Origin of the sequence: Thermophilibacter sp. ET337 (assembly GCF_024733715.1) — a bacterium.
Lineage (GTDB): Bacteria > Actinomycetota > Coriobacteriia > Coriobacteriales > Atopobiaceae > Thermophilibacter.
In genome coordinates this window covers 168678-192345 of sequence record NZ_JANRHO010000003.1, presented here as the reverse complement: position 1 = coordinate 192345, position 23668 = coordinate 168678, and the positions used below count along the sequence as shown (strand labels likewise).

17 protein-coding genes and 1 tRNA gene are annotated in these 23668 nt (G+C 68.8%); 2 read left to right on the top strand and 16 right to left on the bottom strand.

Translation table 11 applies throughout. The features are described from left to right. Window positions 1-78: 78 nt before the first annotated feature. The 6 genes from NW198_RS04395 to galE form a co-directional block, all read right to left on the bottom strand. The gene (locus NW198_RS04395; protein WP_258340161.1) at window positions 79-1077 is read right to left on the bottom strand and encodes a ribose-phosphate pyrophosphokinase; all 999 of its coding nucleotides are present in this window, start codon (window positions 1075-1077) and stop codon (window positions 79-81) included. Further along, window positions 1078-2472 (bottom strand): bifunctional UDP-N-acetylglucosamine diphosphorylase/glucosamine-1-phosphate N-acetyltransferase GlmU, encoded by a 1395-nt coding sequence (gene glmU, locus NW198_RS04390; RefSeq protein ID WP_258340160.1) that lies wholly within the window; start codon window positions 2470-2472, stop codon window positions 1078-1080. Window positions 2473-2533: 61 nt separating this feature from the next. Beyond that, a tRNA-Gln gene (locus tag NW198_RS04385) sits at window positions 2534-2608 on the bottom strand. Window positions 2609-2702: 94 nt separating this feature from the next. Next, window positions 2703-3614 carry a peptidoglycan-binding protein gene (locus NW198_RS04380; RefSeq protein ID WP_258340159.1) on the bottom strand — a complete coding sequence of 304 codons (912 nt, stop codon included), beginning with the start codon at window positions 3612-3614 and terminating at the stop codon, window positions 2703-2705. 31 nt (window positions 3615-3645) lie between these two features. Then, complete coding sequence (locus tag NW198_RS04375; RefSeq protein ID WP_087314891.1) at window positions 3646-4689, bottom strand: polyprenyl synthetase family protein; 1044 nt, start codon at window positions 4687-4689, stop codon at window positions 3646-3648. An 11-nt stretch (window positions 4690-4700) separates the two neighbouring features. Then, window positions 4701-5756: a UDP-glucose 4-epimerase GalE gene (galE, locus tag NW198_RS04370; protein WP_258340158.1), complete on the bottom strand. Its 1056-nt coding sequence runs from the start codon at window positions 5754-5756 to the stop codon at window positions 4701-4703. Window positions 5757-5879: 123 nt separating this feature from the next. Here galE and NW198_RS04365 point away from each other — a divergent pair, with 123 nt between their 5' ends. Next, window positions 5880-6395, top strand: a complete 516-nt coding sequence (locus NW198_RS04365) for a hypothetical protein (RefSeq protein WP_258340157.1) — start codon at window positions 5880-5882, stop codon at window positions 6393-6395. Window positions 6396-6558: 163 nt separating this feature from the next. Continuing rightward, the gene (locus tag NW198_RS04360; protein WP_258340156.1) at window positions 6559-7737 is read left to right on the top strand and encodes an NADP-dependent malic enzyme; all 1179 of its coding nucleotides are present in this window, start codon (window positions 6559-6561) and stop codon (window positions 7735-7737) included. Between the two features lie 79 nt (window positions 7738-7816). On the opposite strand, the gene NW198_RS04355 is transcribed toward NW198_RS04360, so the two are convergent. From NW198_RS04355 to NW198_RS04310, 10 genes are all read right to left on the bottom strand, one after another. Continuing rightward, on the bottom strand, window positions 7817-8869 hold the full coding sequence (locus NW198_RS04355) for a hypothetical protein (protein WP_258340155.1): 1053 nt from the start codon (window positions 8867-8869) through the stop codon (window positions 7817-7819). Then, a complete protein-coding gene (locus NW198_RS04350; RefSeq protein ID WP_258340154.1) occupies window positions 8850-9425 on the bottom strand; it encodes an RNA polymerase sigma factor in 576 nt (191 codons plus the stop codon). Before NW198_RS04350 ends, NW198_RS04355 begins: the two co-directional genes overlap by 20 nt. Before the next feature lie 92 nt (window positions 9426-9517). Then, window positions 9518-10777, bottom strand: coding sequence for a serpin family protein (locus NW198_RS04345; protein ID WP_258340153.1), 1260 nt, complete (start codon window positions 10775-10777; stop codon window positions 9518-9520). 107 nt (window positions 10778-10884) lie between these two features. Then, on the bottom strand, window positions 10885-11850 hold the full coding sequence (locus NW198_RS04340; RefSeq protein WP_258340152.1) for a DMT family transporter: 966 nt from the start codon (window positions 11848-11850) through the stop codon (window positions 10885-10887). Window positions 11851-12115: 265 nt separating this feature from the next. Continuing rightward, window positions 12116-15862, bottom strand: a complete 3747-nt coding sequence (locus NW198_RS04335; protein ID WP_258340151.1) for a phosphoribosylformylglycinamidine synthase — start codon at window positions 15860-15862, stop codon at window positions 12116-12118. Window positions 15863-15944: 82 nt separating this feature from the next. Then, window positions 15945-18119, bottom strand: a complete 2175-nt coding sequence (locus NW198_RS04330) for a toll/interleukin-1 receptor domain-containing protein (RefSeq protein ID WP_258340150.1) — start codon at window positions 18117-18119, stop codon at window positions 15945-15947. A 9-nt stretch (window positions 18120-18128) separates the two neighbouring features. Continuing rightward, a complete protein-coding gene (locus tag NW198_RS04325; RefSeq protein WP_258340149.1) occupies window positions 18129-20348 on the bottom strand; it encodes a hypothetical protein in 2220 nt (739 codons plus the stop codon). A 156-nt stretch (window positions 20349-20504) separates the two neighbouring features. Continuing rightward, window positions 20505-21308, bottom strand: coding sequence for an energy-coupling factor transporter transmembrane protein EcfT (locus NW198_RS04320; RefSeq protein ID WP_258340148.1), 804 nt, complete (start codon window positions 21306-21308; stop codon window positions 20505-20507). Further along, window positions 21298-23070, bottom strand: coding sequence for an ABC transporter ATP-binding protein (locus tag NW198_RS04315; RefSeq protein WP_258340147.1), 1773 nt, complete (start codon window positions 23068-23070; stop codon window positions 21298-21300). The genes NW198_RS04320 and NW198_RS04315 overlap by 11 nt, the downstream gene beginning before the upstream one ends. 16 nt (window positions 23071-23086) lie before the next feature. Continuing rightward, window positions 23087-23662 (bottom strand): ECF transporter S component, encoded by a 576-nt coding sequence (locus NW198_RS04310; protein ID WP_087314868.1) that lies wholly within the window; start codon window positions 23660-23662, stop codon window positions 23087-23089. Window positions 23663-23668 lie beyond the last annotated feature (6 nt).

The window sequence follows — 23668 nt, the reverse complement described above, 5'->3', positions numbered from 1 at the left end:
CGACCCCGCATGTGCTCCAGGCTTTCAGAAAACCTGTCCCTTTTTATCTGAACGAAATAGCACGTCCCAAACGTGCAGTTAGATCTCGGCGCCCTGGCCGCCAAAGATCTCGGAGACCGAGCGGCGCATGTAGACGCTGTTGATGGCCTCGGCGAGCTCGTTGGCAACGGAGATCTGCTTGATCTTGGAGCCAGGCTTGTTGGCGACCTCGCAGGGAATGATGTCGGTGACGACGCACTCGACGAGCGGGGCGTCCTGGAGACGCTCGATGGCCTTGCCGGAGAAGATGCCGTGGGTCGCGGAGACGTAGATGTCGCCAGCGCCCATCTCTTTGAGCTTGCGGACTGAGCCGCAGAGGGTACCCGCGGTGTCGATCATGTCGTCGTTGACGATGCAGGTCTTGCCCTCGATGTTGCCGATGATGCCCATGACCTCGGACGCATTGTGCTTGGGACGGCTCTTGTGGGCGATGGCGACCTCGCAGCCGAGATAGTCGGAGAGGCGCTTGGCGACCTTGGCGCGGCCCATGTCGGGGGAGACGACGACGGTGTTGTCCCAGTCGAAGTCCTTGGCCTTGAAGTAGTCGCCGATGAGGTAGAGGGCGGTGAGGTGGGTCACCGGGACGTCAAAGAAGCCCTGGATCTGGCCCTGGTGAAGGTCGATGGTGATGACCTGGTCGACGCCGGCGGCCTCGAGGAGGTTGGCGACGAGACGGGCGGTGATGGGCTCGCGGGCCGCGGCCTTGCGGTCCTGGCGCGCGTAGCAGTAGTGGGGGAGCACCGCGGTGAACTTGGAGACCGAGGCGCGCTTGGCGGCGTCGGCCACGACGAGCGTCTCCATCAGGAGGTCGTTGACGTTCGAGCCCGAGAGGGACTGGATGAAGAACACGTCGTCGCCGCGGACGGACTCGTCAAAACGGGCGTAGATCTCGCCGTTGGCGAACTTCTCGATCTTGAGGCCCTGGAGCTCGAGGTGCAAGATCTCGGAGATCTTCTCGGCGAGCGCGGGGTTGCCCGTGCCGGTGTAGAGCTTGATCTCCTTCTTCAGCGGCATGGGCTCGCTCAGGTTCTCGTACATCTAGGCCTCGTCTCTCTTGAGTCTCTCGAGTCGCCGGGAGGCGTACCCCTCTACAATGCGCTGCTCGGCGCGCTCGAGGTAGAGCGCGTCGGCAGGGACGTCCTTGGTGACGCAGGAGCTGGCGCCCACGAGCGCGCCGTCCCCGATCGTGACCGGCGCGACCATCATGGTGTCCGAACCCACGAAGACGTTGTCGCCGATCGTGGTGCGGTTCTTGTGCACGCCGTCGTAGTTGCAGGTGATCGAGCCGCCGCCGATGTTGACGCCGGCGCCCATCGTGCAGTCGCCGATGTAGGAGAGGTGCGGCACCTTGGAGCCGCGCCCGATCGTGGAGTTCTTGATCTCCACGTGGGTTCCCACGTGCGCGCCCTCGAGCACGTGCGCGCCGCCGCGGAGGTAGGCGCGCGGGCCGCAGGTGACGTCGCGCTCGATGGTCACGTCGACGCCCACCGTCTCCTCGAGCGAGACGTGGTCGGCGACGGTGCAGTCGGTGAGGCGGGTGTTGGGGCCGATCTCGCACTCCTCGCCCACCGTCGTGGACCCCCAGAGCATGGTCATGGGGAGAAGGACGGTGTCGCGCCCGACGGTCACGTCGGGGCCGACCCAGACGGTGCGCGGGTCGAGCATGGTGACGCCCTCGCTCATGAGGCGCTCGTTGATGCGCTCCTGGGCGAGGCGCGTGAGCTCCGCGAGCTGGGCGCGGTCGTTGACGCCGAGCAGCTCGTCGGCGTCCTCGGTTTTCACGGCGGCCACGTTGAGGCTGTGCCCGCGCAGGACGGAGACCATGTCCGTGAGGTAGTACTCGTGCTGGGCGTTGTTGGTGGAGAGCTCGCCGATGTGGGCGGCAAGCTGCTCTGCGTCGAAGGCGTAGAAGCCGGGATTGCATGCGGTGAGACCCGCGGCCTGCTCGGGCGTGCAGTCCTTCTGCTCGATGATGCGGACGACCGACCCCGCGGCGTCAAACTCGAGGCGACCGTAGCCGGTGGGGTCCTCGGGCGTCCAGGTGAGGATGGCCGCTGCCGAGCCGCCGTCTGCGACGGGCGCGATCAGGCGGCGCAGGGTGTCGGGCTCCACGAGCGGTCCGTCGCCGTTGAGCACGAGCAGCGGGCCCGCGGAGATGCCGGTCGCCTCGAGCGCCACGCGCACGGCGTGCCCGGTTCCCAGGCGCTCGGTCTGCTCGACGCACTCGACGTCCTTCTCGCCCGCCAGATGGCCCCGCACCTCGTCCGCTCCGTGTCCCACGACAACAACAATCCGCTCGGCCCCCGCCTCGCGCGCGGCGCGCGTGACCCAGGAGACGAGCGGACGGTCGAGAAGCTTGTGCATGACCTTGGGATGGCGGGACTTCATACGCGTTCCCTCGCCGGCGGCGAGGATAATCGCGGTCATGGGCATGGATGAGCCTCCAAGCGACGTGTGTCCCTTTACAGAAACATGATAACGCCAAGGCGGCGGCTGGCAGGGGTAGTAGGATTCGAACCCACATTGATGGCACCAAAAACCACTGTCCTAACCATTGGACGATACCCCTGTGCCGCCGCCTGAGATTGTATCAGGAAACGAGAAGGACCTCGCCGGCGGGTGACGAGACGGCGGGACTCTGTAAATTGGGGACTGTCCCCAACTTACAGGTCGATGCCCTCGAAGGCGGCGCAAATGGCGTCGAGCAGCAGCACCGCATAGGTCTGGGCGTCGCCGGTGGTGAAGGCGCCGGTGCCCACGGGCACCTCGATGCGCGCGGCGGGAGGCGTGGCGCTCGAGCTCTGGATGGCGGTGCGCAGGCGCAGCGGAAGCGTCTCGAAGTCGTCGAGCAGGACGTTGCCGATGCCGGAGGCCACGTTTTCGGGCAAGGGCGCGGTCGAGAGCACGATCAGCGACCCGGACGTCGCGTCCTCGGGCGAGTCGAGCAGATCGAGGGCGCAGTCGTCCACGGTGGCGTGCGCGAGATTCCAGATGCGGCCCGCGATGTTGCGTGAGATGGGGTCGTCCGCCGTGATGCAGATGTGGGCAAGCTCGAGGACGCTCGCCGCGCGGGCGAAGCCCATGCCGCCCTGGGGGTGCGGTCCGGCGGCGGGCTTGCCGGCCCAGACGTGCTTGAGGCGCTCGATGGCGTCAAAGGTGTCGGGGAAGGCCATGCCGTCGGCAAGGACCCCAATGCTCTCCTGGAAGAGCTTGACCGCGGCCTCGGTGTGCACCCCATAGGTCCCGTCGACCGGGCCGCAGGAGAAGCCGAGGATGTTGAGGCGCTCCTGGAGCTGCCTGACGTCATTGCCATGGAAGTTGGGGAGGCGCAGGTAGAGGGTGCGGTCGCCGAGCTGATAGCACTCGTCGACGAGCGTGGTCCACGTGGGGGTGTCGACGTCCTTGCCGAGGGAGAGGCCATGGTCGAGGCGGAAGCGCGCCACGGCGGTCGCGGTGGACGGGCCAAAGGTCGACTGTCCGGTCTCGGCGGCGTCGATCGCGTAGCCGAGCGTGCCAAGACGGTCCTGGATGTCCTCGACCGCGGCGCCCTTCGCGCCTTCCTGAATGGGTTCCATTGCCTCTCCTTGCGTCTGACGTGGCACGAGCCTAGAGGGCTCGCTCCACGAAGAAGTCTGCCATAGAGATTAGCAGGTCTTGAGCCTCAACCGAGATGTGAGCGTCCCGGGCGAGGGCCGCGACCCGCGCCTTTGCCTCCTCGGCGAGCTCGCGGGCGAGCGCGCGGCACTTCTCGATGCCGCCGCCGCGCTCGATCAGGCAGACGGCGCGCTCGAGCTCGCGGGGGTCGGTCGCGTGGGAGCCGAGAAGGGCGACGAGCTCGGCCGCGTCCCTCTCGTCCAGATGCTCGAGCGCCCAGACGACGGCGAGCGTGCGCTTGCCCTCGGTGACGTCCGAGCGGAAGTCCTTGCCCTGGGCCTCGCCGTCGCCCACGAGGTTGAGCAGGTCGTCCTGCAGTTGGAAGGCCACGCCCGCCGTGAGGCCCACCTCGAGCAGGCCGTCGGCGGCGCTTCTCGTGCCGCCCGCGGCGAGGGCACCCACGTAGAGCGGGATGGCGGCGGAGTACCAGGCGGTCTTGCTGCGCACCATGTAGAGATAGTCCTCGGTGGAGAGGTCCCACCGGCGGTCGCGCACCCATCCCAGGTCGAGGGCCTGGCCCTCGAGGGTGTGCCGCTCCATGCGGGCGAGCTCGGAGAGCACGCGGACCTTGCGCTCGACGTCGAGGCGTTCGTCGCCGAGCACCACCTCGAAGACGCGCGTGAGGGCGAGGTCGCCCGCGTTTATCGCCAGGCCCTCGCCCTCGACGCGATGCAGGCACGGCTCGCCGCGGCGCAGCTCGCCCTCGTCCGCGATGTCGTCGTGGATGAGGGCCGCGCTCTGGAAGAGCTCGACGGCGACGGCGCACGAGAGCGCGTCGCGCGCGTCGCCGCCGACGGCCTCGGCGCCGAGCAGCGCGAGCACGGGGCGCACGCGCTTGCCGCCCGAGGCGGTGAAGCGGGAGAGCGGCTCGTAGAGGTATCGACTCAGGTCCGCGGCGGACGCGCCGTCCGTGAGCGGCGTGGCGGCGGCATCGGCGAGCGCCCCCTCGACGAGGGGCAGGCGGTCCTTCAGATACGCGACGAAACGCTCTCCCATGGTCTTATCGCCTAGCCCTCGTAGCCGTTGGGGTTGTTGGACTGCCAGTTCCAGGAGTCGCGGCACATGTCCTCGATGTTGAACTTGGCCTCCCAGCCCATCTCCTCGCGCGCCTTGGTGCAGTCGGCGTAGTTTGCGGTGACGTCGCCGGGGCGACGCGGCTCGATGACGTAGGGGATCTGGTGCCCGCAGGCTGCGGAGAAGGCCTCGATGATCTGAAGCACCGAGGTGCCCGTGCCGGTGCCGAGGTTGAAGATCTCCACGCCCGTGCGGCCGTTCATCCAGGCGAGCGCCGCGGCGTGGCCGGACGCGAGGTCGCAGACGTGGATGTAGTCGCGCACGCCGGTGCCGTCGGGCGTGTCGTAGTCGTTGCCAAAGACGTGCACGGCGTCGCGCTTCCCGATGGCGGTCTGCGCGACGTAGGGCACGAGGTTGTTGGGGATGCCCTTGGGATCCTCGCCCATGAGGCCCGAGGGATGGGCGCCGATGGGGTTGAAGTAACGGAGCAGCACGACGTCCCACTCGGGGTCGGCCGTGTGGAGGTCGGTGAGGATCTGCTCGATCATCCACTTGGTCCAGCCGTAGGGGTTGGTGGCCGGCTTCTTGGGGCTCTGCTCGGTGAGCGGCAGGCTGTCCGGATCACCGTAGACGGTGGCGGAGCTGGAGAAGATGATGGACTTGCAGCCGTGCTCGCGCATGACGTCCACGAGGGTGAGCGTGCTGCCGATGTTGTTCGCGTAGTACTCGATGGGCTTGCTCACGGACTCGCCGACGGCCTTGAAGCCGGCAAAGTGGATCACGCGGTCGATGGGGTGCTCGTCGAAGATCTTCTCGAGGGCGGCGCGGTCGTTGACGTTGGCCTCCACGAAAGCGAGGCGCGCGGCGGCCTCGGGACCGACGATGGTCTTGATGCGGTCGCAGACCTTGGGGGAGGAGTTGGAGAGGTCATCGACAATGACGACCTGATAGCCGCGTGTGAGAAGCTCGACGACGGTGTGGCTGCCGATGAAGCCGGCGCCGCCCGTTACGAGCACGCGGGTGTCCTGGGGCGCGATCTTCTCGCTCATGGAAGTCCTTTCGTTGCTGACTCTTCCTAACGGTCTTTCCCCCTAACTTTCAAGTATACGTCGGCCGTCCGCTGCCGTAGAGTCAAAAGGGGACAGACCCCTTGGGCCCATCGGGGAGGCGCGGTGAGAAAACGGCTTCTGGCGGCGCTAGCCGCGCGCGGACTGCTTGCGGAAGACGGGCGGACCACGATCTTTGGCGAGCCCGCATGGCGAGAGGTGCCGGCGGGCAAAGACCCACAGGCGCTCATGGACGCCGGGGCGCTGCAGCGGCGGCTCGTAGAGTGCGCGTACGGGACGGCGCCCATGGGGGAGGGGCTCTGCGCGGCATGGGTGGAGCGCGCGTTCTCGCGACTGGGCATGGGCTACGTGAGCGGTGACGCGCGCGAGCTCTACGAGGGCTTTTGCCACCTTACGGACACGCGCGACCTGCTCGTGGGAATGATCTGTGCCACGGGCCGCGACCCGTACGGGGCGGGCGGCTGGGACCATGGCCACGTGGGGCTCTATGTCGGCGACGGCGCGGTCATGGACTGCGCGGGCGGCAGCGTGCGCCGCGTGCCGCTCGAGCTGTGGCTCTCCGCATACGGCGTGGCGTCCGAGCCGCGCTGGGGCTGGCTCGGCGCGATCGCGCTGGCGTGACCACACGGACCGTCCAAATCGTCGCGGTGAGCGTCCCATCCGTTACGGACCTGTCCGAATTGTCGCGAGCCGCCGCCTTGCGGGCCAAAATGGCTACACTTGCACGTGGTTCTTATCGCCAAGACGGCCGGCGCACGACCGGCCCCGTGAGATGGGAGTTTCCATGGCCGAGGACGCCAAGCAGTACGCGCTCGACAAGCACCGCGAGTGGCAGGGCAAGATCGAGGTGATCACCCGCGCGCCGATCACCAGCCCCGAGGAGCTGGCCGTGGCCTACACGCCGGGCGTCGCCGAGCCGTGCCTCAAGATCTCCGAGAACGTGGAAGACTCCTACACCTACACGCGCCGCGGCAACCTGGTGGCCGTGGTCACGGACGGCACCGCGGTGCTGGGCCTCGGCGACATCGGCCCCGAGGCGGGCATGCCGGTCATGGAGGGCAAGTGCGCCCTGTTCAAGACCTTCGCCGACGTGGACGCGTTCCCGCTGTGCGTGCGCTCCAAGGATGTCGACGAAATCGTCCGCACCGTCGAGCTCATCGCGGGCAGCTTCGGCGGCATCAACCTGGAGGACATCTCCGCGCCGCGCTGCTTCGAGATCGAGCGCCGCCTCAAGGAGTCCTGCGACATCCCCGTCTTCCACGACGACCAGCACGGCACCGCCGTGGTGACCTGCGCCGCGCTCATCAACGCCTGCCGCCTCACCGGCCGCGAGCTCTCCGACGTGCGCGTGGTCTTCTCCGGCGCCGGCGCCGCGGGCATCTCCATCGCCAAGCTCATGCAGCGCATGGGCGTCAAGGACGTCATCATCTGCGACCGCACGGGCGCCATCTACGGGGGCCGAGCCGGCCTCAACCCCGAGAAGGCCGAGATCGCCACGTGGACCAACCGCGAGGGCGTCACCGGCACGCTGGCCGACGCCGTGCGCGGAGCCGACGTCTTCGTGGGCGTCTCCGCCCCGGGCGTGCTCACCCAGGACATGGTTCGCACGATGGCCGCCGACCCGATCGTCTTTGCCTGCGCCAACCCCGTGCCGGAGATCATGCCGGACGAGGCGCTCGCGGCAGGCGCCGCCGTGGCCGCCACGGGCCGCTCTGACTTCCCCAACCAGATCAACAACGTGCTCGCGTTCCCGGGCATCTTCCGCGGCGCCCTCGACGTGCGCGCGTCCGACATCAACGACGACATGATGGAGGCCGCGGCCTACGCGATCGCGGGCCTCGTGGACGACGAGCACCGCGCCGCCGACTACATCATCCCCGGCGCCTTCGACGAGCGCGTGGCGCCCGCCGTCGCCGCCGCCGTGGCCGAGGCCGCCCGCAAGAGCGGCGTCGCCCGCCTCTAAAGGATACGAAGGGACAGTCCCTTCGTATCATGTGCCGCCCCGACGCTCCTTCGCGAGAAGGACGTCGGGGCGGCGGCGTTTACTCGGAGACCTCGGTGATGGTGTAGAGGTCGGGCCAGTTGGCGTAGAGCCCGTCGGTCGCCTCCTGTGCCTCGAGGTATTCCTCGGGCTTGGGCTCGGCGTTGCGGTAATAACTGAGGATCGCGCCGTTGCGCGCCCGGCGGTCGAGATAGCTCTGATACGTCTCGTCGAAGTTCTCGGCCGGGGAGATGCGATAGCGCTTGACCTGCTCGCTCCCGTCGGCAAAGGTGACCGTCATCACGAGCGTGGTCTGGGCCAGGATGTCGGCGCTTCTCCGCTCGAGGACAAAGCGGAACCTGTTGAGCGCCTGCTGGCGCGCCAGCTCGTCCTCGAGCGTGGCGGCGTCGATCGGCAGGGCGTCCTTCGCGGCGCGCGCCGCGCGAATCTCGTCGTCGGTCGGAAAGCTCGTCCAGACCTGGCGGTTGAAGCTCTCCTCGTCGGCCTGCTGCTCCTCGTACGAGACGCTGAAGCCCGCGCCCGTCCCTCCGTGGTCGGGATAGGCTTCTCCCTCGCCCACCTCGTAGGGCCGTCTGTACAGCGCGTCAAACCACACGGCGTTTTCGGTGAATTCCTCGTCCGGCTGTCCCTCGGGGCTTACGAACTCCCCCTCGAGCGCGTAGTCGATGCGGTCGATGTCGGCCCCCTCGCAGCGCAGGTCGATGCTGTGGGCGGCGTACCAGCCGGAGCTCTCGCTGCCGCCGAGCGACCCGGCGAGGCTGATGCTGCGCTGGGCCAGGACGGTGCCCTCGCCCTGGGAGACGCCGTCGGCGTAGGCCTTGAGGACAAACCAGTTGCCCTCTGTCGTCGCGGGCGCGTCTTCGCCGGGGCGCACGATCACGGAGAGGGCGAGAAGTGCGGCGGCGCCGCCCAGGACGGCGAGCCCGGCGCCTACAGCCGCGCGCCGCGTCATGCTCCGACGCGGCTGTCGCGTGCCGCGAGCGCGCTCGTTCTTCTCGACCCTGATCTCGTCCAGTACCGACTCGCGCACGTTCTCGGGCAGCGTGACCCTGCGCGCCCGCGTGCGGAACTGCTCAAGCGTGTGCCTGTCCATAGCTCTCCTCCTGAGCGGGAATCGTTGTGGTGCTCGTGGGGGACTCGAGCGTCTCTCTCATCTGCTTGCGTGCCCGGTGCAGGCGCGTGCGCACCGTCGCCGGCGGGCTGCCCACGATGCGGGCGATCTCCTCGGTGGTGCACTCCTCCACGTAGTGGAGCAGCGCCACCACACGGAGCTTCTCCGGCAGGGCCCGGAGCGCCTGCCAGACCGGGTCGGCGCGCAGCTCTGCCAGGGCGGCGTCCTCGGTGGACGCGCCCGGCGCCGGCAGCTCTCGGCCCGCGTCGTCCGCGCTCTCCACCCGCCGGCTCCAGGGCGCGCGGCGGAGCTCGTGGCATCGGTTGACGGTCACGCGCAAGAGCCAGGCCTTCAGGTGCTCGTCGCCCGTGAACGCGGTGCCGTCCGTGAGCAGGCGGCAGAAGACGTCCTGTGCCACGTCCTGGGCGTCAGCCTCGGAGCGCGTCTGCGCGAGGGCGACGAGATAGACCGAGTTGCCGTGCGCGGCCATCGCATGCCGCATGAACTTCTCGGTGCGCTTGATCTTCTTGGCGGTCATGCCCCTCACCTCCTTGCCCCTAACATGCGCGAGTGGAGCATATTGTTCCCGCCTGACGAAAATGGGTCAAAAGGGGACTGTCCCCTTTTGGCTCATTCGGCGGACATGAGGGTGCCGGTGAAGATGGGCGTCATCGTGTGCGCGTCGACGATGAGGTAGACAAAGGGTCGGTCCAGGACAACCTCCTTGACCTCGGGCTCCTCCTCGATAGGGGCGGCGGCGCCGTCCATCGTGGTGACCGTTGCCGCCGCGGCGCGCGTGCCCTCCTCGTCGACGTCGATGAACGTCTTGTGCAGCACGCCGCCGATGAAGAGCGGCCCGGCGTCCGAGCTGCCCATGCGCGAGAAGTCCGCGGCCCCCGCGTCGAAGGCGTCCGTCATTCCGAGTGACCTCAGGACCCCTGAGAGCTCGACGTCGTAGCTGCTCGTGAACTTGGGCAGGCCGATGCGCGCGACGGTGTTTTCCACCGGGATCAGCAGTTGCTCCAGACCCTCCCCGTCGAGGCTCTCCAGCAGCTCCGCCACCGTGACCCCCTTGTTGGGCAGCAGCCCCACGAAGCGGTAGTCGTGGTCCTCGTAGGGCTTGGCAAAGCCGGTGGCGAGGTCGCTCTCGAAATAGGAGCTCTCGGTGGAGTGCATCATGTCCACGTCCTGCTCGGTGCCGTCCTCGCAGGTGAACGTGTCCGGCGTGACGAGCGCGGAGTCGAAGGGCTCCTCCCACGAGCCCTCGAACGCAAGCGCGTTGACCAGAAGGAGCTGCGTCTGGTCCGAGAGCTGGCTGAGCATCTCGGGAATCATCTCATGGGTCTTCTCGCTGATCCAGGCGTTGACGTCGGCCACGGTGGAGTCGTCGAAGGGTGCCGAGAAGACCTGCGCGCCAAGCCGGCCGCCGCACGCCTCGAGGAAGGCGTTCTCCACGGACAGGCCGCCGGAGTCGCGCAGCCAGACGGAGTTGGCGAGCGAGAGGGGCCCGTCATAGGAGCTCGAAAGCTGCAGGTGGGCCTGGAGCGTGTCCGTGAGCTCCTCGACGCTCATGCCGGTGGTCCGCTCCATCTGCGCGAGCGTCTCGCCGTCCGCGCCGTTCTCCGCCATCGCGAGCGCGTGGAGCACCGAGAGCGGGGAGACGAGCGCGTTTTTCGAGGGTGCCTCGGCCGTGCTCTCGCGGAGCAGGTCGAGCGCGAAGTCGTAGGCGACCGTTGCGTCGGCCATCTCGACCGAGGCCTCCGAGGCGGGCTTGACGCTGGCGGTGAGGTCGGTTGCCGTGAGCGAGAGCGCCTGCTGGCAGCCGGCGAGTCCCAGCGGAAGAAGACAGGCGAGAAGGGCGGGGACAAGAAGTCGGCGCAGGCGTCTCATGGGCACTCCCTCCGTCGCGGGGATACGTGCCTTGAGTATCCCCGTCTTTTGCGACCGTGAGGCATGGTGCTCGGTAAGGGGGGGCTTGTTCGGTCAGCGGCGGCGCGTCAGAGCTTCTCCGGGCGGTTCACGATGACGATGCCCAGGCTCACGAGCACGAGGGCCGCCGCGGCCACGGCAGGGCTCACGACGTTGGTCTCGCCGAGAAGGACCGCGGAGAGCAGCACGCCAAAGACCGGGTTCATGAAGCCAAAGACCGCCACGCGCGAGACGGGGTTTGCGGCCAGTGCGAGCGACCATAGCGAATAGGCAGCCGCGGAAATGAATCCCAGATAGGCGAGGAGCATGAACGCCGGGGCCGGGTTGGTCGCATCCGCCGGCGCCACGTGTCCGCCCGCGGCGAGGCCCGCGACGAGCATGATCGCCCCGCCGAGGACAAACTGCCAGCCCGAGAGCAGCACGGGGTCGTGCTCGCGCGAGAAGCGCTTGGCGAGATTGCTCGAGGCGGCCGCGGCGAGCGTTGACGCGAGTACCATGCCCTCGCCCTCGAGCGTGAAGCTCAGGCCCCCCGACTCGCCGGTCACGTTGACGAGCACGACGCCCGCAAAGCCCACGAGACATCCCAGCACCTTGCGACCCGTGAGTCGCTCAAAGCGAAAGACCAGCGCCGCCAGGAGCACGCAGAGAAACGAGTTGCTCGCCTCCAGGATGGAGCTCGTCACGCCCTCGCAGTTGGCGAGGCCCACGTAGAAGAGGACGTACTGCAAAACGGTCTGAAAGAGCGAGAGCGTGCCGATGGCCGGCAGATCGCGCCGCCCGGGCAGGAAGGCTCGCCGCCGGACTACGCTCATGCCCGCGACGACCATGAGGCCCGCTATCACGAAGCGCGTGCCCGCGAAGGCCAGAATCGACGGCACGTCCGCCGCGTCGACGGCAAACAGCTCGTAGCCGATCTTCACGCACGGAAACGCCGAGCCCCACAGAAAGCACGAGGCGAGACACGCCAGCACCACGCCCGGAAGCGTGCCGATGAAGGGCGTCCTTCTCGATTTGTCTGCCGTTGCTGCGACCACGTTCTTCTCGCTTTCCCCGGTTTTCCGCATGCCATCCTAGCAGCGCTGTCTTGGGCAAGCCACCTCTCATCGCCAAACTCCACACGTGGTGTTTCTCTTTCTAACTGAGTAGAGAGAAAGCGCAGATAAACAGTGTTTAGGGATTGAGAAGAACCACCACGTGTGGAGTTTGCCCCCCGGCGGTGAGCAGAGGCGGGGCGACGGGAGCGAAAAAACGGGCGGGACCCCCGGAGAGTCCCGCCCGTGAGGATGCTCTTGGATCGGGCTACTCGGTGAAGTACGCCACGCCGCCCTCGATGAGGGGCTGGTAGGCGTTGCCCGGAACGTTCTTGTAGAGGCCGGCGCCGGAGCGCTCGGTGTGGCCCATCTTGCCCAGGACGCGGCCGTCAGGCGAGGTGATGCCCTCGATCGCGAGGACCGAGCCGTTGGGGTTGACGTCGAGGCTCATGCCCGGCACGCCGCTCTCGTCCACGTACTGCGTGGCGACCTGGCCGCCGGCCACGAGCTTGGCGACCATCTCGGGCGAGGCGACGAAGCGGCCCTCGCCGTGCGAGATCGCGATGTTGTGGACGTCTCCCACCGAGCACTTGGAGAGCCAAGGGGAGAGGTTGGACGCCACGCGCGTGCGCACCAGACGGCTCTGGTGGCGGCCGATGGTGTTGAACGTGAGCGTGGGGCAGGTGTCGTCCATCGGGACGATGTCGCCGTACGGGACGAGGCCGAGCTTCACCAGGGCCTGGAAGCCGTTGCAGATGCCGAGCATGAGGCCGTCGCGAGCCTGCAGCAGGTCGCGCACCGCCTCGGTGACCTCGGGCGCGCGGAAGAAGGCGGTGATGAACTTGGCGGAGCCCTCGGGCTCGTCGCCGCCGGAGAAGCCGCCCGGGATCATGACGATCTGACTCTCGCGGATGCGACGCGCCAGCTCGTGGGTGCTCTCGGCGACGGCCTCGGGCGTGAGGTTGTTGATCACGAAGACGTCCGCCTTGGCGCCGGCGCGCTCGAAGGCGTGCGCGGTGTCATACTCGCAGTTGGTGCCCGGGAAGACCGGGATGATGACGCGCGGGCGCGCCACGTGGACGGCGGGCGCGGGGCGAGAGACGCCCTTCTCGGCAACGTCGAAGGAGATGACGTCGACCTGCTCGCCCTCGGCGCGGTAGGGGAAGACGGACTCGATGGCGCCCTCCCAGGCCTCCTGCAGCTCGGCGAGGTCAACGGACTCCCCGGAGACGCTGAGCTGGTAGGCATCGGTCGTCGTGCCAAAGGTGGAGACCGTCACGCCGCTCGGGGCGGAGGGCAGCGGGGCGTCATCGGTAAGCTCCACGAGGAAGCTGCCGTAGGAGGGGCAGAAGAGGGCGTCCGCGCCAAAGGCCGGGGCGACCTCGAGTCCCACGCGGTTGCCGACGCACATCTTGAACGCGGCCTCCGCGGCGCCGCCGTAGCCGGGGGTAGAGACGGCGAGCGTCTCGCCGCGCGCCACCATGCCCTCGACGAGGGAGAGCGTCGCGAGGAACGCCTCGTGGTCGGGCGTGAGCCCGTCGTCGGCGTAGTCCGGGACGATGACCAGCACGCGGTGGCCGCTGCCCTTGAACTCGGGGGAGGTCACGTGGTCGACGACGCCCAGGCCCGTGGCAAACGAGACGAGCGTGGGCGGCACGTCGAGGTCCTCGAAGCTGCCGGACATGGAGTCCTTGCCGCCGATCGAGGCGATGCCGAGGTCGACCTGGGCCATGAGGGCGCCGAGCAGGGCCGCGGTGGGCTTGCCCCAGCGGCGCGGGTCGTCGCGCAGGCGCTCGAAGTACTCCTGGAACGTGAGGTAGAGGCTCTCGTGCTCGAAGCCGGCGGCGACCATGCGCGCGACGGACTCCACCACGGAGAGGTAGGCGCCGGTGAAGGGGTTGGCGCTCATGAGGTAGGGGTTGAAGCCCCAGGCCATGCCCGAGCACGTGGTGGTCTCACCGTCAACAGGGAGCTTGGCGACCATCGCCATGGGGGGCGTGAGCTGCGTGCGACCGCCAAAGGGCATGAGGACCGTGGCGGCGCCGATGGTGGAGTCAAAGCGCTCGGAGAGGCCCTTGTTGGAGGCGACGTTGAGGTCGGTGACCAGCGAGCGCATCTTCTCGGCCACGGTCTCGCCGGCCCAGGTGCGCTCGAACTCCTGCGGAGCCTCCACACGCACGCATGTGGTCTTGGGGGCGCCGTTGGAGGCGAGGAACTCGCGACTCACGTCCACGATGACGTTGCCGCGCCAGCGCATGCGCAGGCGGGGCTCGGCGGTGACCGTCGCCACGGTCGTGGCCTCGAGGTTCTCCTCGTGCGCGTAGCGCATGAACTCGTCGACGTCCTCGGGTGCCAGGGCCACGGCCATGCGCTCCTGGGACTCGGAGATGGCGAGCTCGGTGCCGTCGAGGCCCTCGTACTTCTTGGGAACGAGGTCGAGGTCGATGTCCAGGCCGTCGGCGAGCTCGCCGATGGCAACGGAGACGCCGCCGGCGCCAAAGTCGTTGCAGCGCTTGATGAGGCGGCACGCGTCCTCGCGGCGGAAGAGGCGCTGGAGCTTGCGCTCGATGGGCGGGTTGCCCTTCTGCACCTCGGCGCCGTCCTTCTCGAGGGACTCGACGTTGTGGGCCTTGGAGGACCCGGTGGCGCCGCCGATGCCGTCGCGTCCGGTGCGCCCGCCGAGAAGCACGATCTTGTCGCCCGGGGCGGGGCACTCGCGGCGCACGTGGGACGCCGGTGTGGCGCCCACCACGGCGCCGATCTCCATGCGCTTGGCCACGTAGCCGGGGTGATAGAGCTCGCTGACCTGTCCGGTGGCAAGCCCGATCTGGTTGCCGTAGCTGGAGTATCCCGCCGCCGCGGTGGTGACGAGCTTGCGCTGCGGGAGCTTGCCCTCCATGGTCTGGGAGACGGGCACGGTGGGGTCCGCCGCACCGGTCACGCGCATGGCCTGGTAGACATAGCTGCGGCCGGAGAGCGGGTCGCGGATGGCGCCGCCGATGCAGGTTGCCGCGCCGCCGAAGGGCTCGATCTCGGTGGGGTGGTTGTGGGTCTCGTTCTTGAAGAGGAACAGCCAGTCCTCGGGCGTGCCGTTGACGTCGACCTTCACCTTGACGGTGCAGGCGTTGATCTCCTCGGACTCGTCGAGGTTCTTGAGCTGCCCGGTGTGCTTGAGGTACTTGGCGCCGATGGTGCCCATGTCCATGAGGCACACGGGCTTGGCGTCGCGGCCGAGCTCGTGGCGCATCTCGAGGTAGCGGTTGAAGGCGGCGGCCACGACCTCGTCGTCAAACTGCACGTCGCCGAGGGTGGTGCCGAAGGTGGTGTGGCGGCAGTGATCGGACCAGTAGGTGTCGATCATCTTGATCTCGGTGATCGTGGGGACGCGGCCCTCGCCGGCGAAGTAGCTCTGGCAGAACGTGATGTCCGCGAGGTCCATCGCCAGGCCGCGCTCGTCGATGAAGGCCTGAAGGCTCGCCTGGTCGAGCTCGAGGAAGCCGTCGAGCACCTCGACGTCGGCGGGCTCGGGGTAGCTCTGGCGCAGGGTCGCGCGCTCGTCGAGACTCGCCTCGCGCGCCTCGACGGGGTTGATGACGTAGTGCTTGATGGCGGCGAGCGCCTCGTCGGTGCAGGCGCCCTCGATCACGTAGACCTTGGCGCAGCGCACCGTGGGCCGCTCGCCCTGGCTGACGAGCTGGACGCACTCGGCGGCGGAGTCGGCGCGCTGGTCGAACTGACCGGGCAGCGCCTCCACGGCGAAGACGCGAACGTCCTTCTCGCCCTGGCTCGCGGGAAGCTCGCGCGAGGTGAGGTCCACCTGGGGCTCGCTGAAGACGATGGGCACGCAGCGCTCGAAGAGCTCCTCGTCGATGCCCTCGACGTCGTAGCGGTTGACGATGCGAAGGCGGGCGTCTTGCGCCAGCCCCTCGGCGACGACGTTTGCGAGCTCGGCCTTGAGCTGCTGCGCCTCGACGTCGAATCCCGGCTTCTTCTCAACGTAGATGCGTGAGACCATGCGCGGCTACCTCCCGTTTGCTGAAGGAGTGATGAACGCCACCATTCTACGGCAAAAACCTACCGTTCGCGGCGCCATTGGCCTACTCGGTAGAACCCCCGACGCCCGCCTGGAGAGCGTCGCGGAGCGAGGGGAGCGAGAGCCCCTCCTCGTTGACGGCGACGCGTGCGATGAGGCCGTCACGCGTCGCCACGACGACGCTCCTGCCGTCCGGCGCAAAGACGATGCCGCGAATCTCGCCGGAGAGCTCGTGCGAGGCGTAGGAGGAGTATCCCGCGCCGTCGAGAAACGCGACCGTCCCATCGGAGAGCCCCACGGCAAAGAGGCTCCCGTCCGAGGAGACGGCGCTGGCGCGTGCCGAGCATGCGCCTGAAAGCGGGATGGAGTAGGGGTAGAGGCCCGAAGAGGCCCTCCACACGCCCTCCTCGTACCCGACGAGTCGAGATCCGCCGCCGCGGGGCGTGCCGTATCCGACGGCGAGGACGGTCCCGTCTCCCGTGGCGGCAAGAGAGCGGGCCTGCGCGCCGGGGACGACTCCTCCCTGGGGCGTGATGGGAGAGGTCTCTCCGGGCTCGACGCAGATGAGCGTGGTGCCCGCCCCGGCAAACGTGCGCCCCTCCTCGTCGACCTCGATGGCGAGGATGCCGCCGGTCTCTATGGTGGCAAGGCTTTGGAGTGAGGTCGCATCGAGAAGAAGCAGGGTGGAGCCGTCCGAGACTGCGACGGGGCCGACGCCGCTTGGGGAGGCGGCAACGTAGAGGGGCTGGTAGCCGTCTTCGAGCGACATGGTGAAGCTCTCGCCCGTTCCGAGGTCAAGATGCCAGAGTCGGCTGTCGCCGCTCTCGTCGAGGGCCGCCACGTAGACGGCGTTCTCCGAGGCCCGTGCGATGCTCGTCGCCTGGGTCGACGAGAGGACGTCGACGATCTCTGGGGGCTTCTCGCCCGAGGCATCTATCACTACGACGGTCCCGTCGCGCGAGAGAAACGCCGCGCGCCCGTCGCCGAGCTCGGCGACGTCCATGAACCACAGGTCCGTGTCTGCGATGATGCTCGTCTCGAGCATGGCGTCCCAGACGAAGGTCCGCCCTTCGGGCGCATGGGCCGCCACGCGCGTTCCGTCTGCGCTCCAAGAGAGCGTGCTGCCCATGGGCAGCGTTGCGCCGCCGAGGACCATGAGCTCCTGACCCCGATCCGTCTCATAGACGATGACGCCCTGCTCGCTGAGTGCCGCAAGTCGGCGCCCATCGGGGGAGAGCGCAAGGTCAAAGGCAATGAACCCGGGGTTGGCGTATGCGTGCGGCGAGGCCTGCCCTCGACGGGTCAGCCCGATGCGGGTCGAGCCGGGAACGGCGCGTGCGGCCATGTCGCCGGCGGCGTCTTCGGGGCGGGGCTCGTCCGGAAAGGCAAAGTCGGCGCTGTCCGAGAGCTCCTGGGGCAGGCGCGTCGTGAGCGCGAGCTGGCAGGCGAGAAGCGCGGCGTAGTTGCGAGCGTCCCCGTCGCCGGCCGCCGAGAGCGCGAGCTCGCGGGCCCGCTTCGGGTCGGTCCGCACGACGGCGGCGACCTCGCTCGTGGCGTCGGCGAGCCGAAGCGAGTCAACCGCCTGCTCCTCGAGCTGTCGCTGCAACTCGGCAGGGACGCGAAGCGCCACCTCGCCCACGATGACGGCGACGATGGCGAGCGCGCCCATGAGAAGGCGCAGCCTGCGTCCGCGCGCGGACTGGCGCAGATAGAGGCGGGCGGAGTCCGAGAGGTCTGCGGACCTGGCGAGCTTGAGCATCCGGGAGAGCGCCCTTCCGCGCATGAGGTCCCTGCCCCGTCTGCCTCCCTCGGCCCACGCCGCGGCGCGGACTTCGAGGTTGGCGGTCACCTCTGAGCTTCCGGCGAGCCGCCTCAGCTGGGCTGCGATCTCGTCGGCGCCGCGGGTGATGCCGTCCGGGCTCGCCGCATCCATTGATTCACGGGACAGGGCGGCAGCATCGAGCTCGAGGATGGGCCTGCGGTAATGGCGGGCCTGGGCGAGCTCCTTCTGGCAGGGCTGGGAGGCTCGCCAGTCGCTTGACTGCAGCACGACGACGAGGCTCGCACCGCGGATTGCGGCGACGATGCGCGCGTCCCACGACTCTCCGGCACGCAGGTCGTTCACGTCGCGCCAGACGCTCACGGGCTCGCGTGCCACTGAGCGCGAGGAGAGCGCGGCCTCGAGCCTGTCCGCGATGGCGGACTGCTTCCTCGAGTAGGAGATGAAGACGTGTCCCATGGTGGCCTCCTACTTTGCCTGGGGTGCCGGGACCGAGGCCGTAAGGCCCATCGACGCCACAAAGTCCTCGGGGAAATAGAAGGAGAGGGTCTCCTCGCCCCACCCGGCGGGCACTCGAGCCCTGACGGTATCGCGGATGCCGTCGATGCCCAGGGCCAGCGAGTTGGAGTAGGGGGTCCACCAGCGCCCTCCCGACTCGACGACAAGCCTCTGCAGGTCGTCGGTCCAGCCGAGCGCCGTGATGGGCTCCCCGGTGGGCGACTCCCAGGCCCTCGTTTGCACGAACGTGCCCGCGGAGGTGAAGGTGTAGGCCACGACCTGGCCGGACTCGGTCCCGGCGGCAAACGAGCCCTCCGCTGCGGCAACTGCGGAGAAGGAGGTCGGCTCGCCCATGACGCCGCTCGCGTCGAGCGAGCAGGCGCCTTCCTCGCAGGCGGCGGCGAGGTCCCCGTCTGCGGAGACCGAGACGCTTACGAGGTCGCTCGTGTCCGACAGGTCCGTGCAGACGTGGGCTCCGGCGGGAGGCTCGTCTCGCGGGGCGATGGGCTCGAGCGAGCAGATCGTCGTCGTCCAGCCGTTTCCGCTGGCAACGAGCTCGTTCGACACGTCCAGATAGCAGGTCCCCACCATGCTCGTGGCGATGGTTCCGAGCGGGGCTCCCGAGGGCAGGTCCACCACCTGCACCCCCGCCTGCTCGGTCGCGACCACGAGCACCTCATCCCCGAGGGCGAGCGCGCGGGGAAGGTCATAGGTGGTGGCACCGAGGTTGTCGAGGCCGGTTTCGGGCGTCCCGACGATCAGGGCGCCGTCGGCGCACACCACGACCGTGTCCTGCGGCCCGATGGCCCCGGAGAGCATCTGCGCCTCGGGTAGCGCAGCGTCGAGCACGCTTGAGTCGGAGGTTGGGTCGATGAGCTGCAGGCGATCGCCCGCCACGACGAGAGCCCGCAGCCCTCGCTCGGTTCGCCTCAGTGCGAGCACCTCGTCGAACTGTGACGAGAAGGACGGGCCGCCCTCCTCGTCGAGCTCGAGGAGGGCGATTGCGTCTCCGCTCTGGCAAAGCAGCTGCGAGGCGTCCTCCGAGAGGGCGAGCGCGCTCACGGAGGCAGGGGCGCCCTCGATGGTTGCCGTCCTGGCGCCCGTTTTGTCGTAGAGCGCAACGCCATCGCCGTCTGCGACCGCGACGACGGCGCCGTCTTCGGTGGCGTCGAAGACGAAGGAGTCTCCGTTGGAGACCTGCCATGTCGAAAGGGGCTTCGCGGTTTGCGGGTTCCAGCGCTGGAGCGTCCCGCCGGCGCCGCGCACGAGGCAGGTATTGGCGTCGTTTGTCAGGATCGCCTCGCCCTGCCAGCCGCCCTCTTGAAGGTCCGCCCAGCCCAGGCGGGCAACGTCCCAGTTCTCGGAGAGGCCCGTGAGGGTGTCGCGCGCGGTGGCGTCGGTCTGGGCGCCGTAGACGTCGGCGTTGCAGAGCGCCTTGAGCGTGAAGAGCGCCGGGTCGTCCTTCTCGCTCAGGGCGAGCTCCTGAAGAAGTGACCTCGTTGCCTCGATCTGCCTTGAGATGAGGGCGTTGCCGGCATAGATGGCGGCGCCGACGGCAACGACTGCGGCGCCGACCCGAAGGTACTGGAACCAGCGCCTGCGCTGGAGACGTCTCGCGTGACGGGACGATTCCGCCACGAACGCCTCCATGGTCGCGTCCGGGACGTTGAACGGGTCGTCACGCATGGAGAGGAGAAGCTCTTGCGCCTCACGCGCCTGCGCGGGATCTACGAGGAGGTGCCCCTTGTCGCGTCCGGCGTCGTCCCAGCACGAGGCGCGGGCGTCAAGCGCATAGAAGGCGTCGTAGAGGTCAACGTTTGAGCTCAGCACGGCTCGCCAGCGCTTTGAGCGTTCCTCCGCGGTTTCGAGCGAGGAGAAGTCCGCCCAGTTGACCTCACGGATTCGGTCTCCCGGGGCGCCGGCGAGCTCCGGGGCAACGTCATCCATGCGTGCGGGGATGAGCGCTGCGGCGCTTGCCGCGAGCGTGCGAGCCCGCGACAAGAAGTCCTTGTCGGCGAGCGCGTTTTGAGACATGAGTATCAGGCAGAGGTCTGCTTCTTGCATGGGGTCGTCGGGGGAAACGACGCTGCACCCGAGCTGCAGCGCGGCCTCTGAGGCCTCCCGAGCGAGCGGGGCGTCGGCGTCGCAGGAGGCAATGATGACGCGGCGGGTCGTCGGGTCGGAGCTCATTGGACCTCCTTTGCTCGGTGGCCGCATCGTAGCACATGCGGGCGAGACTTCCCGCAGCCCGGTCTGTGGCTCGACGAGCGGGTCGCGCGTCGCTCGGACGGGGCTGGCGGCGGGCGAGAGGCAGAAGGTCCTTCTCCGCCTTCCTGCACGAGCCGGCTAGAGGGGCGTCGCGAGAAAGACGAGAAGCGCGATGAGCGCCGCCGTCAGCGCGACGGCAAGGGCGTCGCGAGCCCCGAGGCGCTGCTCGTGGAAGTGGGTCCGCCCGGCCCCGCCCTCGTAGCAGCGGGCGTCGAGGGCACGGGAGAGGCCGTCGGCGTGGCGCAGGCCGCTTGCGAGCAGGGCCACCACCACGGGCACGATCGAGCGGACGCGGCATACGGGCCCGCCCTCGTCGAAGGCGCCGCCGCGCAGCGACTGCGCGTCGATGATGGCGGAGGCCTCGTCGGCGAGCGTGGGGACGAAGCGCATCATGAGCGAGAAGACCATGGCGATCTCGTGGCCGGGCAGGCCCACGCGCGAGAGCGGGGCGAGCATGCGGTCAAAGGCGTCGGCGAGCTGGGTTGGGGTGGTCGTGAGCATGATGAGCGAGCCCGTCACGAGTGCGAGGGCAAAGCGGGTGGTGTAGAGAGCGGCCGCGAGGACGCCGCCGCCCGTGACGGAGAGCGGGCCGAGGGCAAAGATGACCTCGCCCGTCCGCACGAAGAAGAGGTTGAAGAGCGAGAGCACGGCCAGGAAGAGCAGCAGCGGTCGGACGGAGGCGATCACGCGCCCCGCCGGCACCCGGGCAATGAGAAGGACCGCCGCGACAAAGGCGGCGACGGCCGCGAGCTGGGCGGCGTTTGAGACGCAGAAGGTGCCCACGAGAACCGCGAGCACGCACCAGAGCTTGACGCGCGCGTCGAGTGCATGGACGGGGGACGCCGCAGCGTAGTACTGCCCGATCGAGATCTTAAGCGCCACTCAGCTCACCTCCCGATTGCGGAAAGGGGGCGGTCCCTTTTGCGCATATCGTGCCGACCAGCTCGTCGGTGGTGAGGGGCTCGCCGAGCGCGGGCCAGCCACGTCGCTCGAGCTCTCGGGCCACGCGCAGCGAGCGCGGGATGCCGAGGCCGCTTTGGACGAGGCGCCGCTCGTTTGCGGGCGAGAAGACCTCTCGGGGCGTGCCGGCGGCGACGAGCCGCGACTGGTCGAGGGCGATCACGCGGTCCGAGCGGGCGGCGTCCTCCATCGAGTGCGTGACCTGCACGAGGGTGATGCCCCGCTCGCGCAGGCGCGCGAGGACGCGGCGCAGCATCGCGCGGCCGCGCGGGTCGAGGCCGGCGGTCGGCTCGTCGAGGATGAGCACCTCGGGCTCCATGGCGAGGATGCCGGCGAGGGCGCAGAGGCGCCGCTGGCCGCCCGAGAGCGTGAAGGGGGAGGCGTCGCGGCGCTCCGAGAGGCCGACGAGCTCGAGGGCGGCGTCCACGCGCCGAGCGACCTCGCCCTCGGAGAGATGCAGGTTGCGTGGGCCAAAGGCCACGTCCTTCTCGACCGTCTCGGCGAAGAGCTGGCGCTCGGGGTGTTGCATCACGTAGCCGATGACGCGGCGCACGGCCTTCCGGCCGCGTCGGGTGGACGTGTCGTTTCCGGCGACGACGACGCGGCCGGAGTCGGGCACCTCGAGGCCGCAGAGCAGGCGCAGCAGCGTCGACTTGCCCGAGCCCGTCTGACCCACGATGGCCGTGGAGGTTCCCTCGAGGATCTCGAGCGAGACGTCCTCGAGCGCCTGGGAGCGGCCGCTGTACGAGAAGGACACCCGCTCGACCTGCACGTTGGGGACAGTCCCCAATTCATGCACATCTTTGATGTGCTGCGGGCGCCCGTCCGTCAAGCTTTTCTGCACGTTGGGGACTGTCCCCAACGTGCAGAGCTCGTCCACCACGCCCTGCTCGCTGCAGGTCCAGGGAAGTCCCAGGCGCTGCGAGAGGCGCGCGGCGAAGGGCGCCTCGAGGCCCAGCTCGATGAGCTCGGCGCCGCGGGCAAAGACCTCGTCGGGGGTGCCCTCGAGCGCGACCCTGCCGTGGTCGAGGACGATGACGCGGTCCGCGTCGACCGCCTCCTCCATAAAGTGCGTCACGTGGACGAGCGTAGTCCCCGCCTTGGCGAGTCGCCCCATCACGCGCAGGATGGCGGCGCGCCCGCGCACGTCGAGCAACGACCCCGGCTCGTCGAACACGAGCACGGCGGGCTCCATCGCAAGGGCGCCCGCGATCGCGACGCGCTGCTTCTGTCCTCCCGAGAGGCGCGACGGGTCCGCCTTGGCGTAGTCGTCGAGCGCGACGCGGTGCAGCTCGCGCGCGACGCGCGCGGCGATCTCCTCGCGCGGGAGCCCGAGGTTCTCCGGGCCAAAGGCGACGTCATCTTCCACGACGCTCGTGACGATCTGGTCGTCCGGGTTCTGGAACACGAGTCCCAGGGAGCGGCGGGCGCGACGATACGCCTCGAGGTCGGGCCGCCCGTCCGCGCACACGCGCTCGCCGACGAGCTCGACCTCGCCTCCGTCAGGGGCGAGAAGACCGCAGATCACGGAGGCGAGCGTCGACTTGCCGGAGCCGTTGGCGCCGAGCACGCATACGCGCTCGCCGCGCGCGACCTCGAGCGAGACGTTGTCCAGGGCGACAACGTCCCCCTCGTAGACGAGGCGCACGTGCGATAGGCGTATGGGGGCGGGCCGGGGGCTCACGTTCTTCTCGCCAGCTCTACTTGGAGACCACCTGCGCGACAGGCTTTTGGATGAGTGCCGTCACGACGCAGTTGATGACGATCTTGAGCGCGTTGAAGGGCAGCAGGATCGGCACGATCATGGCGACGACCTCTGCCGTGGAGACCGCGGTGTAGAGCGGCGTCACGATGATGTTGCCGACGATGCACGCCGCGAGCGCGATGACGGCCCCGGCGACCATGCCCGCCGCGAGCCCGCGCGCGCCGCCCAGGCGACGAGCGATCAGGGCCGCCGGGACGCACAGCGCCACGCCGGCGACGATCGCCATCACATGGCCCCACACGTTGAAGGTGAAGAGCGTCTTCAGGACCCACGGGAGAATGACGACGATGGCCCCGGTGCTCGGCCCAAAGACGAGCGCGGCGACAAACGCGACGATGCCCGAGGGGTCGTACATGAGCCACGGCGCCGGCGGGAAGATGGGGATCTCCACGAAGGTGAGGACAAACGCCAGCGCGCAGAAGAGCGCGGTCGTCGCGATGCGACGGGTGGACCAGGCGCCGCCGGCGGTGGTGGAGTGAGCGTCATGCGAGACATGCGTGGAAGCAGCCATTGAAGG

Bases quoted from the DNA above. Each gene is read 5' to 3' on its own strand.
- NW198_RS04350 (WP_258340154.1), bottom strand. From the start codon at position 9,425: ATGACCGCCAAGAAGATCAAGCGCACCGAGAAGTTCATGCGGCATGCG.
- NW198_RS04360 (WP_258340156.1), top strand. From the start codon at position 6,559: ATGGCCGAGGACGCCAAGCAGTACGCGCTCGACAAGCACCGCGAGTGG.
- NW198_RS04310 (WP_087314868.1), bottom strand. From the start codon at position 23,662: ATGGCTGCTTCCACGCATGTCTCGCATGACGCTCACTCCACCACCGCC.
- NW198_RS04330 (WP_258340150.1), bottom strand. From the start codon at position 18,119: ATGGGACACGTCTTCATCTCCTACTCGAGGAAGCAGTCCGCCATCGCG.
- galE (WP_258340158.1), bottom strand. From the start codon at position 5,756: ATGAGCGAGAAGATCGCGCCCCAGGACACCCGCGTGCTCGTAACGGGC.
- glmU (WP_258340160.1), bottom strand. From the start codon at position 2,472: ATGCCCATGACCGCGATTATCCTCGCCGCCGGCGAGGGAACGCGTATG.
- NW198_RS04380 (WP_258340159.1), bottom strand. From the start codon at position 3,614: ATGGAACCCATTCAGGAAGGCGCGAAGGGCGCCGCGGTCGAGGACATC.
- NW198_RS04345 (WP_258340153.1), bottom strand. From the start codon at position 10,777: ATGAGACGCCTGCGCCGACTTCTTGTCCCCGCCCTTCTCGCCTGTCTT.
- NW198_RS04375 (WP_087314891.1), bottom strand. From the start codon at position 4,689: ATGGGAGAGCGTTTCGTCGCGTATCTGAAGGACCGCCTGCCCCTCGTC.
- NW198_RS04325 (WP_258340149.1), bottom strand. From the start codon at position 20,348: ATGAGCTCCGACCCGACGACCCGCCGCGTCATCATTGCCTCCTGCGAC.
- NW198_RS04395 (WP_258340161.1), bottom strand. From the start codon at position 1,077: ATGTACGAGAACCTGAGCGAGCCCATGCCGCTGAAGAAGGAGATCAAG.
- NW198_RS04335 (WP_258340151.1), bottom strand. From the start codon at position 15,862: ATGGTCTCACGCATCTACGTTGAGAAGAAGCCGGGATTCGACGTCGAG.
- NW198_RS04355 (WP_258340155.1), bottom strand. From the start codon at position 8,869: ATGGACAGGCACACGCTTGAGCAGTTCCGCACGCGGGCGCGCAGGGTC.